13 protein-coding genes and 1 pseudogene are annotated in these 12,682 nt (G+C 62.3%); 3 read left to right on the top strand and 11 right to left on the bottom strand.

The window, feature by feature from the left end:
- Positions 1–14: 14 nt before the first annotated feature.
- The 4 genes and pseudogenes from ACI3KQ_RS06340 to ACI3KQ_RS06325 all read right to left on the bottom strand — a co-directional run.
- Positions 15–272 (bottom strand): annotated as a pseudogene (locus tag ACI3KQ_RS06340) (phosphatase PAP2 family protein); the annotation flags it as partial.
- 286 nt (positions 273–558) lie between these two features.
- Complete coding sequence (lpdA, locus tag ACI3KQ_RS06335; protein ID WP_404955873.1) at positions 559–1,956, bottom strand: dihydrolipoyl dehydrogenase; 1,398 nt, start codon at positions 1,954–1,956, stop codon at positions 559–561.
- A gap of 27 nt (positions 1,957–1,983) precedes the next feature.
- On the bottom strand, positions 1,984–2,394 hold the full coding sequence (locus ACI3KQ_RS06330) for an acyl-CoA thioesterase (protein WP_404955871.1): 411 nt from the start codon (positions 2,392–2,394) through the stop codon (positions 1,984–1,986).
- Positions 2,394–3,683 carry a pyruvate dehydrogenase complex dihydrolipoamide acetyltransferase gene (locus tag ACI3KQ_RS06325; RefSeq protein ID WP_404955869.1) on the bottom strand — a complete coding sequence of 430 codons (1,290 nt, stop codon included), beginning with the start codon at positions 3,681–3,683 and terminating at the stop codon, positions 2,394–2,396. Before ACI3KQ_RS06325 ends, ACI3KQ_RS06330 begins: the two co-directional genes overlap by 1 nt.
- 202 nt (positions 3,684–3,885) lie before the next feature.
- Between ACI3KQ_RS06325 and ACI3KQ_RS06320 the strand changes: the two genes are divergently transcribed.
- The gene (locus ACI3KQ_RS06320) at positions 3,886–4,341 is read left to right on the top strand and encodes a universal stress protein (RefSeq protein WP_404955867.1); all 456 of its coding nucleotides are present in this window, start codon (positions 3,886–3,888) and stop codon (positions 4,339–4,341) included.
- An 18-nt stretch (positions 4,342–4,359) separates the two neighbouring features.
- On the opposite strand, the gene rnr is transcribed toward ACI3KQ_RS06320, so the two are convergent.
- From rnr to ACI3KQ_RS06305, 3 genes are all read right to left on the bottom strand, one after another.
- Positions 4,360–6,654: a ribonuclease R gene (rnr, locus tag ACI3KQ_RS06315; RefSeq protein WP_404955865.1), complete on the bottom strand. Its 2,295-nt coding sequence runs from the start codon at positions 6,652–6,654 to the stop codon at positions 4,360–4,362.
- A 79-nt stretch (positions 6,655–6,733) separates the two neighbouring features.
- A complete protein-coding gene (locus ACI3KQ_RS06310; protein WP_404955864.1) occupies positions 6,734–7,384 on the bottom strand; it encodes an MOSC domain-containing protein in 651 nt (216 codons plus the stop codon).
- Between the two features lie 45 nt (positions 7,385–7,429).
- Positions 7,430–7,648 (bottom strand): DUF2945 domain-containing protein, encoded by a 219-nt coding sequence (locus ACI3KQ_RS06305; protein WP_404955862.1) that lies wholly within the window; start codon positions 7,646–7,648, stop codon positions 7,430–7,432.
- Between the two features lie 124 nt (positions 7,649–7,772).
- Between ACI3KQ_RS06305 and ACI3KQ_RS06300 the strand changes: the two genes are divergently transcribed.
- Positions 7,773–8,951, top strand: a complete 1,179-nt coding sequence (locus ACI3KQ_RS06300) for a glycosyltransferase family 4 protein (RefSeq protein ID WP_404955860.1) — start codon at positions 7,773–7,775, stop codon at positions 8,949–8,951.
- An 83-nt stretch (positions 8,952–9,034) separates the two neighbouring features.
- The gene (locus ACI3KQ_RS06295; RefSeq protein WP_404955858.1) at positions 9,035–10,336 is read left to right on the top strand and encodes a replication-associated recombination protein A; all 1,302 of its coding nucleotides are present in this window, start codon (positions 9,035–9,037) and stop codon (positions 10,334–10,336) included.
- 6 nt (positions 10,337–10,342) lie between these two features.
- Here ACI3KQ_RS06295 and ACI3KQ_RS06290 read toward each other — a convergent pair whose 3' ends face one another.
- The 4 genes from ACI3KQ_RS06290 to ACI3KQ_RS06275 form a co-directional block, all read right to left on the bottom strand.
- Positions 10,343–11,107, bottom strand: coding sequence for an SDR family NAD(P)-dependent oxidoreductase (locus ACI3KQ_RS06290; RefSeq protein WP_404955856.1), 765 nt, complete (start codon positions 11,105–11,107; stop codon positions 10,343–10,345).
- Between the two features lie 42 nt (positions 11,108–11,149).
- The gene (locus ACI3KQ_RS06285) at positions 11,150–11,983 is read right to left on the bottom strand and encodes an HpcH/HpaI aldolase/citrate lyase family protein (protein WP_404955854.1); all 834 of its coding nucleotides are present in this window, start codon (positions 11,981–11,983) and stop codon (positions 11,150–11,152) included.
- A complete protein-coding gene (locus ACI3KQ_RS06280) occupies positions 11,980–12,432 on the bottom strand; it encodes a MaoC family dehydratase (protein WP_404955853.1) in 453 nt (150 codons plus the stop codon). The genes ACI3KQ_RS06285 and ACI3KQ_RS06280 overlap by 4 nt, the downstream gene beginning before the upstream one ends.
- The coding region (locus ACI3KQ_RS06275; RefSeq protein WP_404955851.1) for an acetyl-CoA carboxylase biotin carboxyl carrier protein subunit at positions 12,432–12,682 on the bottom strand (251 nt) is incomplete at its 5' end. The genes ACI3KQ_RS06275 and ACI3KQ_RS06280, both read right to left, overlap by 1 nt.

The raw sequence follows: 12,682 nt of genomic DNA, 5'->3' as shown, positions 1-12,682 counted from the left end.
CCGACGACCCAGCCCGCCAGAACGTCGGTGGGCCAATGGACGCCCAGCCAAATGCGGCTGACTCCGATCAGCAGAATGATCATGCCGCTCACCATGTAGGCCATCGGTCGGCTGATCAGTAACGCGATCGCGCCGAACAGGATCATGTTTCCCGCCGCATGCCCGCTGGGGAAACTGTAGCTGTTAACGATGTCCAGATGGGGCAGCAAATCGGGGCGTGGCGCGGCGAAAATCTGTTTCAGGCCCAGATTCAGCAAGGTGCCGCCTGCCATGGTGAAGGTCAGCCATAGCGCGGCGATCCGCCTGCCCTGCCACAGCAATCCGGCAAGGGCGACGTTGAACAATAGCAGGCGGCCTCCGCTTCCCCCCGCCATCGACGCGGCCTGCATCACTATCGTCACGACCACGCCAACTTGCGTATCCCGCGCCGCTCCAGCTGCACCCATCCCGGCAAGGTTGAGCGCATCGGTCGCGCCCGATTGCTGGAGCAGCGCGATCAGGAAAACGCAAAGGAGTGAAACGGCGAAAGCCATCCCCCCCCTTCGCCATGCGCATCGATCAGATATGGAGAGCTCTGCCATAGGCTGCGAGCACGCTTTCATGCATCGATTCCGAAATGGTGGGGTGCGGAAAGACCGTGTGCATCAGATCGGCCTCGGTCGTTTCCAGCGTCTTGCCGACGGTGAAGCCCTGGATCATCTCCGTCACTTCCGCCCCGACCATGTGCGCGCCCAGCAGCTCGCCGGTCTTGGCGTCGAAGACCGTCTTCGTAAAGCCTTCCGACTCGCCCAGCGCGATTGCCTTGCCATTGCCAATGAACGGGAACATGCCGACCTTGACCTCATACCCTGCCTCCTTGGCCTTGGCTTCGGTCAGGCCGACGCTGGCAATCTGCGGGTGGCAATAGGTGCAGCCCGGAATGTTGCGCACATCCATCGCATGGGGATGCTTCCCGGCAATGGCTTCGGCGGCGATCACGCCTTCATGGCTCGCCTTATGTGCCAGCCATGGCGGCGCGGTGATGTCGCCAATCGCCCACAGCCCGTCGACATTGGTCCGGCACATCTCGTCGGTTTTCAAAAATCCGCGATCGTCCATGGCGACGCCCAGTTCCTTAAGGCCGATGTCGGCAGTGTTCGGAACGATGCCGATAGCGACGATCATATGGCTGAATTCGGCGGCGCTTTCCTTGCCAGCCTTGTCCTTCAGCTTCGCCTTGATCCCATTCGCACCGACCTGAATGTCGCTGACGCCAGCGCCGGTCAGGATGGTCATGCCCTGCTTCTTAAGCGCCTTTTCCAGGAAGGCAGACACGTCCGCATCTTCCACCGGCACGACCCGATCCATCATCTCGACCACGGTCACGTCCGCGCCCATGTCGTTATAGAAGCTGGCGAATTCGATCCCGATCGCGCCGGAACCGATGACCAGCAGCTTGGTCGGCATTTCCGGCGGGGTCATGGCATGGCGATAGGTCCACACCCGCTTGCCGTCGGCAGGCGTGCCGGGCAGGTCGCGCGCCCGCGCGCCGGTAGCGACGATGATATTCTTCGCCGTCAGCTCTTCGGTCTTTCCGTCCCTGGTCACGGACAGCTTGCCCTTGCCGGTCAGCTTGCCCTCACCCATGTGAACGGTGATCTTGTTCTTCTTCATCAGGTGCGTGACGCCCTGATTAAGCTGCTTGGCGACACCACGCGACCGCTTCACCACGGCCTCGATGTCAGCGCTGATCTTTTCAGCCGCCAGTCCATAGTCCCCGGCATGCTGCATATAATGATAGATTTCAGCCGAACGCAGCAGCGCCTTGGTCGGGATGCAGCCCCAGTTGAGGCAGATGCCGCCCAGATTTTCGCGCTCCACGATGGCGGTCTTCAACCCCAGCTGGGCAGCGCGGATCGCGGCTACATAGCCGCCGGGGCCGGAACCCAAAACGATGAGATCGTAATTCTCAGCCATGGTAAACTTTCCTTTTGCGCAGGAAGATCAAGCCGCCGCCGATGGCGTCAAAGGCGGCACGGAACGGGGTTGGCGATCCTCACCGATCGCCACAAATGTGAAGGTCGCCTGGGTGACCCGGTAGGACCGGTCGTCATGGCGCGTGCGACGCCACGCTTCGACGTCGATCTTCATCGACGTGCGCCCAACGGACTTCAGCGCGGCAAACACAGAAACTTCATCGCCAACCACCACCGGACGCAGGAAGGCCATGCCCTCCACCGCGATGGTGACGGCGCGCCCATGACTGTGCCTGGCCGCCACCGATCCAGCGGCGGAATCCATCAGGCTCATCAACCAGCCGCCGAAAATATCCCCATAAGGATTGGTGTCGGCGGGCATGGCTATTACTCGCACCGCCGGACTTTGGTCAGGCGGCGTTTCGTCCGGCCGCGCCATCAGGCCAGCATACCGAGCGGGTTTTCAACCAGTTCGCGGAATGCCTGCATCAGGCGGGCACCGTCCGCTCCGTCGATGGCGCGGTGGTCGAAGCTGCCGGTAGCCGACATGACCGTTGCGATCTGAAGCGCGTCATCCACGACGAAGGGCCGTTTCTCGCCCGCGCCGATTGCCATGATCATGCCCTGTGGCGGGTTGATGACGGCTTCGAACTGCTTGATGCCGAACATGCCCATGTTGGACAGGGACGCGGTGCCCCCCTGATATTCCTGCGGCGCCAGCTTGCCGTCCTTGGCCCGGCTGGCCAGGTCCTTCATGGCGGTTGAGATTGCCGACACGCTCTTGCTGTCGGCCTCGGTGACGATTGGCGTGATCAGGCCGCCGGGAATGGACACCGCGACGGAAATGTCCGCGCGCTTGAACTGCAGCATCTGGTCGCCCGCGAACTGCACATTGCATTCGGGCACCTGCACCAGCGCGACGCCCAGCGCCTTGATCAACAGATCATTGACCGACAGCTTGACGCCACGGCCCGCCAGTCCGGCATTGAGTTCCGACCGGAGCTTCAGCAGCTTGTCGAGCTGAACGTCCACGGTCAGGTAGATGTGGGGCACCTGCTGCTTCGATTCCGTCAGCCGCCGCGCAATCGTCTTGCGCATGCCGCTCAACTTCACGACCTCATGCGGAATGCCAAAGTCCTGAGCTGTCGCCGGAGCGACGGGGGTGGGCGCAGCGGCAGCAGGCGCAGTAGCCTGGGCAGCCCTCGGCGCGCCCTTCTCCGCCCCTTCCAGATCGGCCTTCACAACGCGTCCATTAGGTCCGCTGCCTTTAAGGCTGGCAAGGTCGATGCCCGACCGCTCCGCGATCCGACGCGCCAGCGGGCTTGCCTTGACACGCTTTCCGTCCTGCTGTGCAGGCGCGGCATCCGCCTTGGCAGCGGGAGCCGGATCAGCAGCAGGCGCTGCAGACGCAGCCGCTTCGGCCTTGGGCTTGGCATCCGCCTTGGGCGCGGCTGCATCATTCTGCGCTGCCTCCGCCAGATCCTCACCTTCCTCGGCGATGATCGCGATGACCGTTCCCACCTTCACACCTTCAGATCCTTCGCTGATCAGAATCTTGGCGATCTTGCCTTCATCCACGGCTTCGAATTCCATCGTCGCCTTGTCGGTCTCAATCTCCGCCAGCAGGTCGCCCGATGAAACGGTGTCGCCCTCCTTCACCAGCCACTTCGCCAACGTTCCTTCTTCCATCGTGGGCGACAGGGCGGGCATCTGGACTTTTTTGCTCATGAGCGATGGCCTCTCTTCTTTTCCGAACCGTGGGGCGGCGTTGTCAGCCGTTTTCACCCTTTGGCCGGAACGGTCAAGGCCATGCCTTGCATAGCGGGCGATAATGAGTCACATCTCACCAGACCGGTTCAAGATTTTCCAAATCGGTTCAAGAAGCAAGAGCGGCGCTGGTCGGCCTGCTCCCGATCCGGGGTTTCATTCCATGCGGACTTATCTGGTCGTCGTAGACGAATCACCCGAAGCGGAGACTGCGTTGCGCTTCGCCGCCCGTCGCGCGGCCAAGACGGCGGGCGCCATTCGCATCCTCGCGCTGATCCCGCCCGCTGAGTTCGTCCAGTGGGGCGGCGTGCAGGCCACGATGGAGGATGAAGCGGTCCAACGCGCCGAAGCGCTGGTGACGAGCGCGGCTGGCACCCTGACCGAGGAATCGGGCATCCGCCCCAGCATCACCGTGCGGCAAGGCGAACCGGTCGCCATCGTGCGGGAAACGCTGAATGAAATGACCGATGTCGCCGCGCTGGTCCTGGGCGCAGCGGCCAGCGGCCCGCCCGGTGCGCTCGTATCGCACTTTGCCGGCGCGGATGCAGGCAAGCTGCCCTGCCCAATCATGATCATCCCCGGCGGCCTGGATGCTGAAGCCATCGACCGCCTGAGCTGAAAGGCACGCGCCCCACGGCTACCGCCGATGCTTGCCCCGCTTTGACCCTGCATGCCGGATGTTGGCCGGACGGCCCCGCTTGATCCCCGGACGCATCCTGTCCCTCTTGAAACTCGGCCGCTGCGGCGGCGCGTCCGGCAGTTCAAAGCGCAACACTGCGTTGATCGGGTCGGCTTCCACCAGCCGGAGCGGCAGCCGCTGCCCCGACGTGTAACGATCGCCGCTTTCCACTCCCTCCAGCGCGCGGGCGGCTTCATCATAGAAAAAGCGCTCGTCTCCCAACGTCGACACCGGCACCAGCCCATCGCCGCCCAGCCCTTCGACCGTGGCGAAAAAGCCGAAGCTCTGGACGCCGGTGATGCGCGCGTCCACCACCTCGCCTACATGGGCGGCCAGGAATGCGGCGACATAGCGGTCGATGGTCTCACGCTCCGCCTCCATCGCGCGCCGCTCATATTGGCTGATCATCTCGCCAATGCGGCCCATATTCTCGAAATCTTCGCCGCTAAGCGCCGTCCTCTCTGGAATGACGCTGCCCTTGGGAGCGGGCAGTTCCAACCCATAAGCACCGACCAACGCGCGATGAACCAGCAAGTCCGCATAACGCCTGATGGGGGACGTGAAATGGCCGTATGATCCCAGAGACAGGCCAAAATGCCCCATATTCTGCGGGCTGTAATAGGCCTGCGTCTGGCTGCGCAGTATCTGTTCCATGATCTGCGGCTTTTCTTCCGTGTCCTTCACCCGGTCGATCAACCGATTGAAGGTGGCGGGCTTGATGACCTGGCCCAGCGCAAATTCCATGTCGAATGTTGCCAGAAAATCCTTGAGCGCAACCAGCTTCTCGCGGCTGGGCGGCTCATGCACCCGGTACATGACCGGTGCTTTCTTCGCCTCCAGCGCCTTGGCCGCCGCGACGTTGGCGGCGATCATATAATCTTCGATCAGCATGTGAGCGTCGAGCCGTTCGCGCACCGCGACGCTGACGATCTTTCCATTGTCGTCCAGCACCACGCGCCTTTCGGGCAAATCCAGCGCCAGCGGCTCGCGCTTGTCCCGCGCCTTGCGCAGCAGTTTCCAGCATTCCCACAAGGGCTTCAGCGCGGGTTCGAGCAGTGCATTATCCTGCCCGCCGTCGATCGCCGCCTGCGCATCCTCATAGGCCATGACCGCGGCGACGCGGATGACCGCCCGTGAAAAGCGCCAACTGGTGACATTGCCCGAAGCATTGACGACCAGATGGCAGGCCATGGCCGCCCTGTCTTTCTCCGCCCGCAGCGAACACATGTCCGACGACAGCTGATGCGGCAGCATCGGAACCACCAGGTCAGGAAAATAAACGCTGTTCCCCCGCTTGCGGGCTTCCTTGTCGAGTGCGCTGCCGGGCCGGACATAATAGCTGACGTCGGCGATGGCGACGATCGCGCGATAGCCCCCCGGATTGGCTGGATCATCATCGGGCGCGGCCCAGACCGCATCGTCATGATCGCGCGCGTCGGCCGGGTCGATCGCGACGATAGGCAAGTGACGCAGGTCCTCGCGCTTGTCCTCATGAAGCGGCAGGTCAGACGCAACGACCGCTTCTTCCTCCGCCCGTTCGGGGAAGACATGGGGAATGCCGTGTTTGTGGATAGCGATCAGGCTGAAACTGCGCGGAGCGAAGGGATCGCCCAATATGTCAGTGATGCGGGCGCTGATCCGCGGTGGCCTGCCGACCGGCTCGGCCAGCACGAGGTCGCCGGGCTTGGCGCTGCCGACATCGCTGATAGGCGTGTCCTTGCGAATGCGCTTGTCGACCGGGCGCAGCCACAATTTCCCGCCATCGCCTTCTTCCACCACGCCCAGCAATTCCTCGCTGGCCTTGGCCAGCTTCTTCATCGGGTGAGCGACGAAGCCGCGTCCCGCCTCTTCCGTCCGGGCCAGGATACGATCGCCGATGGTCAACGCACCGCGCTTGCCGCGCTCCACCACGCGCAGCCGTGGCGCGGGCTGACCTTCGGCTTCCCACCGTTCCGGCGTGCCGATCAAAGTTGCGCCATCGACATCCACGATGCGAAGCACCGTCACCTTCGGCAATCCGCCCATTTTGTGAAAGGCGCGCGCAGGCCCAACGTCGATCAGCCCCTCATCCGCCATGTCCTTAAGGAGCGCCTTCAGCGCAATCTTGTCCTGCGCGTGAAGGCCAAAGGCCTTCGCAATCTCCCGCTTGCCCGCAGGCTGGTCGGACGAAGCAATGAACTCCATCACTTGATCGCGGGTCGGCAGGCCTGTGCGCCGCACCTTGATTGATTTCTTCTTTTCGGTTGATGCCATGACGCAGCTATAGGGAGCCGCTTCGTCCCTTACCAGATGCCAGTATGTCGGGACGCAGGCAGATATCCGCTTTGGCGTCCTACCCCGACAGTTTGCGGGCACGCTCCCGCCATACTTCGGCGAGGACAGTCATGCCCGCCAGCGCGCGCACCGCCGCAGGCTCTGCCTTATGCCCACCGCCGATCAGCAATCGAAAGACGCGCGCGATGGGCCATTCCGGCAGCACCCGATCCAACAGCTGCATCCGGGTCCCGGCTTCCGCCTCCCCTTCGCGCAGAACCCGAAAATACAGGCCGGAACGTGCCGTCTTCACCATCGCAGCCATCACATTGCGTTCGCCAAAGCGATGATCCAACTTCCAGCATGGCTGACGCCCGTGGCTCACTTCAACGATAGCGCTCCCTAGCGAAAATCGATCGCCCAGGCAGATTTCCTCCTCCGTCATACCGCGTGAGGCTATATTCTCGCCAAAGGCGCCGGGCGCGTTCAGCAGAGGGTGGCCCGGCTTGCGATCCTGCCACCAGCTATAATGGTCCTGCGGATAAAGATGTATGGCCTTGTCCCACCCGCCATGGTGGATCAGGTCAGCAACATTGTCCCCGTCCAATCCCATCCAGCCGATCCGAACGGGGCCGGTGACAGGCTGCTTGGCAATGGCACTATAGTCCCCATCGCGAAATGGAACCGGCGCACCAGTCAACAGCGCCTCGATCGTCAGGAAATCCGCCATAGCGGCCCTATGGCATGCGCCTGATCGATTGGCGATGGCCAAGGATCAGGCGCGGCTAAGCTCCGACCCCAGTTTCAGCACTTCGCCGTCATTGTCGGTGCTGACGAGATAGGCGGGGTTCCTGGCTGAACCGTTGCGCCGGATGAGCGCCCCTTCGATCGTCCTTTCAACTGGCCGGTCGAACCGTTCAGCCACATGTCCCCAACCAACGCCCTGTCCCCAATTCCACCTGACCCGCATGCCTTTTCGAAAACCTCCGGTCATTCCCATTCTCTCCTTCGCGGCGCAGCCGCGCCGTCCGCTCAAATCTCCATTGATGGCTGCAAAAATCCCAATCGCGCACGGGGTTCCCTTGGGTTTTGCATTCGGCTGGGTTAAGGGGCGACAGATGGATGTAACCGGCCTTCGCGTCGCGCTGTTCAGCGGCAATTATAATTATGTGCGGGACGGCGCGAACCAGGCGCTCAATCGCTTCGTGGAATATCTGCTGCGTCAGGGCGCTGCGGTGCGCATCTATTCGCCCACGACGGATACGCCGGCTTTCGAACCGACCGGTGAACTGGTCAGCGCGCCATCCTTTCCCGTGCCGGGTCGGCGGGAATATCGCGTGTCCTATCGCATGTCCCGCCACGTCCGCCGGGACCTGCGGTCATTCCGCCCAAATCTTGTTCACGTTTCCAGCCCCGACCCGTTGGGACATCGCGCTGTCAGCTGGGCCCGAAACGCAGGACTGCCCGCTATCGCATCGGTGCATACCCGTTTCGAAACCTACCCACGCTATTATGGCCTCGCATTTCTGGAATCGACGATCGAATCCATGCTTCGCCGCTTCTACAGGCGCTGCGACGCGATTGTCGCGCCATCGGAATCCATGGCGCAACTGCTACGCGAACAGCGGATGAGCTATGACGTCGGCATCTGGACGCGCGGGATAGACCGGGACATTTTCCACCCCGCTCGCCGCGATCCTGACTGGCGGCATTCACTGGGGATTGCCGACGACGAACCCGCCATCGGCTTCATTGGGCGGCTGGTGATGGAAAAGGGGCTGGACGTCTTTTCCGACACCATTGATCAGCTCGCGCAGCGTCAGGTCCGGCACAAGGTGCTGGTCGTGGGCGACGGCCCCGCGCGCGAATGGTTCCAGAACCGGCTTCCCAATGCGATCTTCACCGGGTTTCAGCAGGGCGCGGACCTTGGGCGAGCCGTTGCCAGCATGGACATGCTGTTCAATCCTTCGATCACCGAAACCTTCGGCAATGTGACGCTGGAAGCGATGGCTTGCGGCCTACCAACCGTTGCCGCCCGCGCCACCGGCAGCGAAAGCCTGGTCAGCGAAGGCAGGACGGGCCGCCTCATACGTCCGGGCGCGATCGGCGCCTTTGCCGACGCGCTCGCAACCTATTGCAACGACGCCGACAGCCGCGAAAAAGCAGGAGCCGCCGCCATTGCGGAGGCGGAACATTATGGCTGGGACCAAGTGAATCAGGCACTGGTGGACACCTACCTCCGCGTAATCCGCCAACGCAGTCAGGGCGCGCCGCCACGATCCAGCCCGGTTCCATGACCGACCATGCTATCCTATATCGGCATGATGGCTGACCTTTTCATTCATCTCGTCAAAGCGCCGATAAAGGCCACGGCGCGCCGATGACCGGCACTTTGTTCACCCATAGCGCGTCGAAGCCGCTCGCCGAAACCCTGCGCCCGTCGTCGATAGCTGAGGTCATCGGGCAGGAACATCTCCTGTCTCCCGACGGTCCTTTAGGCCGGATGCTGACGAACAAGCGACTGTCGTCCTTCGTCCTGTGGGGCCCGCCCGGCGTTGGCAAAACCACCATCGCCCGGCTGATCGCGGCGGAGGCAGGATATGAATTCACCCAGCTATCGGCGGTATCCACCGGCATCGCTGACCTTCGCAAGGCTATCGCCGCTGCATCAGCGCTGCGCGACAGCGGCGGACGCCCCACCGCCGTGTTCATCGATGAACTTCATCGCTTTTCCCGCCCGGTGCAGGATGCCATGCTCCCGGCGATCGAAGACGGCACGTTTGTCCTGATCGGCGCCACCACCGAAAACCCCAGCTTCAGCCTGGTATCGGCTCTGCTGTCCAGAGCGAAAGTCTTCACGCTCAATCGCCTGGGAACGGATGATCTGTCCAGGGTGATCGAGCGCGCGGAGCGGCACTCCGCCAGGCCCCTGCCACTCATCCCCGGCGCGCGGGATGCGCTCATCGCCATGGCCGATGGTGACGCCCGCTATCTGCTGGGCCTGTGCGAGGAATTGATGACCCTGACGGCCGACGCGCCGCTCGATACCGACCAGCTCGCATCGATCATCCAATCCCGCGCGCCACTTTACGACAAGGGCAAGGAAGAGCATTTCAACCTGCTCAGTTGCTTCCACAAAAGCCTGCGCGGCAGCGACGTGGACGCGGCCCTATACTGGGCTGCGCGAATGCTGGTGGGCGGCGAAGATCCAGCGGTCATCTTCAGGCGGCTGTCCTGCGCTGCATCGGAAGATGTTGGCATGGCCGATCCGCAGGCGATGGTGCAAGTCATCACCGCATGGCAGGCGTTCGAACGGGTCGGCCTTCCCGAAGGCAGGCTGTTTCTGGCGCAGGCCATCAATTATGTCGCGACCGCTCCCAAATCAAATGCCTCCTATCAGGCGCTCGACCGCGCAATGGCATTGGCGCGCCAGACAGGATCGCTGCCACCGCCCAAGCACATATTGAACGCGCCGACCGCCCTGATGAAGGAACTGGGCTACCATGTCGGCTACCAATATGATCATGATCAGCCCGATGCTTTTTCAGGCCAGGAATTCTACCCTGACCAGATCGCCGCTTCTCATCCCGACCCCCTCTACGCCCCCAATGAACGGGGCTTTGAACGGGATATTAGGAAGCGTCTGGCCTATTGGTCGGGCAAGCGGAAATCGGGCCGCTAGTCATCGTTAGCGCGGAGCCATGCGCAGCGCACCGTCAAGCCGGATAACCTCACCATTCAGCATGGGATTGCGTACGATCGCTTCAACGAGCTGCGCATATTCCGCGGGCTTCCCCAGCCGGGCCGGGTGCGGCACCGTAGCTCCCAAGGCATCCTGCACCGACTGTGGAAAGGATTCGAGCATCGGCGTGAGGAAAAGGCCCGGTGCAATGGTCATCACGCGGATCTTGTGCTGGGCCAGATCGCGAGCGATGGGCAGGGTCATGCCAACCACGCCCCCTTTTGACGCGCTATAGGCCGCCTGCCCGATCTGCCCGTCATAGGCCGCGATTGACGCTGTGTTGACTATGATCCCGCGCTCGCCACCCATCTCGTCAGCAGCGGCCAGCCGAGCCGCGAATTTCGATATCATGTTGAACGTGCCGATCAGGTTGACTGATATCGTCCGGGCAAAAATGTCGAGCGGGTGCGCCATGTCACCCTTGCCCACCGTCTTGACCGCCGGTGCGACGCCCGCGCAGTTGACCAGGATGCGGGCCACGCCATGCTGTTTTTCAGCGGCCTCCAATCCGGCATCCACGCTGGCGTCATCCGCCACATCGACCCTCACGAAAATGCCGCCAATGTCCTCAGCCACCTGCCGACCAGCTTCTTCATTTAGGTCAAAAATCGCAACTTTGGCGCCTTCCCCAGCCAGCTTGCGCGCCGTCGCCAGTCCCAGGCCCGATGCCCCGCCCGTGACGATAGCCGCCACGACATTATCGATGTTCATCACTCATCCTCTTGAAGTTTTGAAAGGAGGCCGGGCGCTGCCTCAACCATCCTGCTCCACGCGCCTCAATATCTTCCGCGCCTGGGCAAGGTGCGGTGCATCGACCATTTTTCCGTCGATCCTCAAAACACCTGCATCCGGCGCGGCTGCAAAGGCGTCCACGATGCGGCGCGCGGCCTCGACTTGCGCCTCGCTGGGCGTAAAGGCTGCATTTATCACCGGCACCTGCGCCGGATGAATGGCCAGCATGCCGGTAAATCCATCATAGGCCCCGCGCAGGGCGTAGCTTTTCAGCCCCTCCATATCGTCAATCGCCGGATACACCGTCTCGATCGCCGCGACGCCCGCTGCATGAGCGCCGAACAGGGTGAGCGAACGCACCTTCTCATAGGGGGCAGTGAAGGACCCGTCAGGGTGGCGGCTGGAAACCGCACCGACTGCCGCTGGCAAGTCTTCCGCGCCCCAACTGAGACCACATAACCGCTCTGCAACCCTGCCATAGCTTCCCAGTTCGAAAATCGCTTGCGGCGTTTCGGTCGCTATGGGCAACACACGCAGATGCGGCGCCATATGCGCAATCAGCATTTCCACCGTCGCCGCCCCCTGTGCCTTCGGCAAGACGATCCCGTCGGCCCGCACGGCGCAGGCCAGGTCCTGCTGCCAATCGGGGCCATCGACTGGGTTGATCCTCACCAACCTGTGCACAGGGGCAGTGTTCGCCAGATGGCTTGCAACAGCCTCTCTCGCGCGCTCCTTCGCCTGAGTAGAAACTGAATCCTCAAGGTCCAGAATGATCGCGTCCGCACCACTCGCTTCGGCCTTCGCAAAGCGGTCGCGCCTGTCGCCCGGTACGAACAGCAGCGACCGCAGCCTCATGCACCGCTGCCTTTGATCAATGTCATGCGCAAGCATTGGCACACAATCTCATCGCGTTGATTGAACATACGGTGCGAAAATGTGACGATGCCCGCGCCCGGTCGTGATTTGCTGGCCCGCAATTCCACCACCTCGGTCTCCGTGCGCAAAGTGTCGCCCAGGAATACGGGCTTTGGCATGACCAGCTTGTCATATCCCAGATTGGCGATCAGCGTTCCCAGCGTCGTATCGCCAACGGACAGGCCAATCATCAATGCAAAGGTGAAGGTGCCGTTGACCAGTATCTGGCCAAATTCGCTCGCCTTCGCAGCTTCCGCATCGATATGCAGCGGCTGCGGATTATGCGTCATCGTGGAAAAAAGAAGATTGTCCGTCTCCGTCACCGTGCGCCGAATTTCATGGACGATCGTCTGGCCAACCGCCCACTGATCGAAAAACCTGCCCCCCATCAACTGTCCTCCGCCTTCTTGACCTGCACCAGCAGCGCGCCTTCGCTCACCTGCCCGCCTTCGGCACCGTTTAGTTCAGCGACCACGCCATCGAAAGGCGCAACCAGGCTATGTTCCATCTTCATGGCCTCCAGCGTCACCAGCTTCTGCCCCTTCGCCACCTTGTCTCCCACAGCCACCGAAACGGAAATGATCCGCCCCGGCATCGGCGAGAGGATCGCGCCATCCGACGCCTCACCCCCGCCCAGCC

It is taken from the genome of Sphingobium sp. ZW T5_29 (genome assembly GCF_044987515.1).
Taxonomy (GTDB): Bacteria; Pseudomonadota; Alphaproteobacteria; order Sphingomonadales; family Sphingomonadaceae; genus Sphingobium.
The sequence above is the reverse complement of the archived record's forward strand: the minus strand, read 5'-3'. Positions and strand labels throughout refer to the sequence as shown.

Bases quoted from the DNA above. Each gene is read 5' to 3' on its own strand.
- rnr (WP_404955865.1), bottom strand. From the start codon at position 6,654: ATGGCATCAACCGAAAAGAAGAAATCAATCAAGGTGCGGCGCACAGGC.
- ACI3KQ_RS06290 (WP_404955856.1), bottom strand. From the start codon at position 11,107: ATGAACATCGATAATGTCGTGGCGGCTATCGTCACGGGCGGGGCATCG.
- ACI3KQ_RS06295 (WP_404955858.1), top strand. From the start codon at position 9,035: ATGACCGGCACTTTGTTCACCCATAGCGCGTCGAAGCCGCTCGCCGAA.
- lpdA (WP_404955873.1), bottom strand. From the start codon at position 1,956: ATGGCTGAGAATTACGATCTCATCGTTTTGGGTTCCGGCCCCGGCGGC.
- ACI3KQ_RS06285 (WP_404955854.1), bottom strand. From the start codon at position 11,983: ATGAGGCTGCGGTCGCTGCTGTTCGTACCGGGCGACAGGCGCGACCGC.
- ACI3KQ_RS06300 (WP_404955860.1), top strand. From the start codon at position 7,773: ATGGATGTAACCGGCCTTCGCGTCGCGCTGTTCAGCGGCAATTATAAT.
- ACI3KQ_RS06320 (WP_404955867.1), top strand. From the start codon at position 3,886: ATGCGGACTTATCTGGTCGTCGTAGACGAATCACCCGAAGCGGAGACT.
- ACI3KQ_RS06330 (WP_404955871.1), bottom strand. From the start codon at position 2,394: ATGGCGCGGCCGGACGAAACGCCGCCTGACCAAAGTCCGGCGGTGCGA.
- ACI3KQ_RS06310 (WP_404955864.1), bottom strand. From the start codon at position 7,384: ATGGCGGATTTCCTGACGATCGAGGCGCTGTTGACTGGTGCGCCGGTT.
- ACI3KQ_RS06325 (WP_404955869.1), bottom strand. From the start codon at position 3,683: ATGAGCAAAAAAGTCCAGATGCCCGCCCTGTCGCCCACGATGGAAGAA.
- ACI3KQ_RS06280 (WP_404955853.1), bottom strand. From the start codon at position 12,432: ATGGGGGGCAGGTTTTTCGATCAGTGGGCGGTTGGCCAGACGATCGTC.
- ACI3KQ_RS06305 (WP_404955862.1), bottom strand. From the start codon at position 7,648: ATGACCGGAGGTTTTCGAAAAGGCATGCGGGTCAGGTGGAATTGGGGA.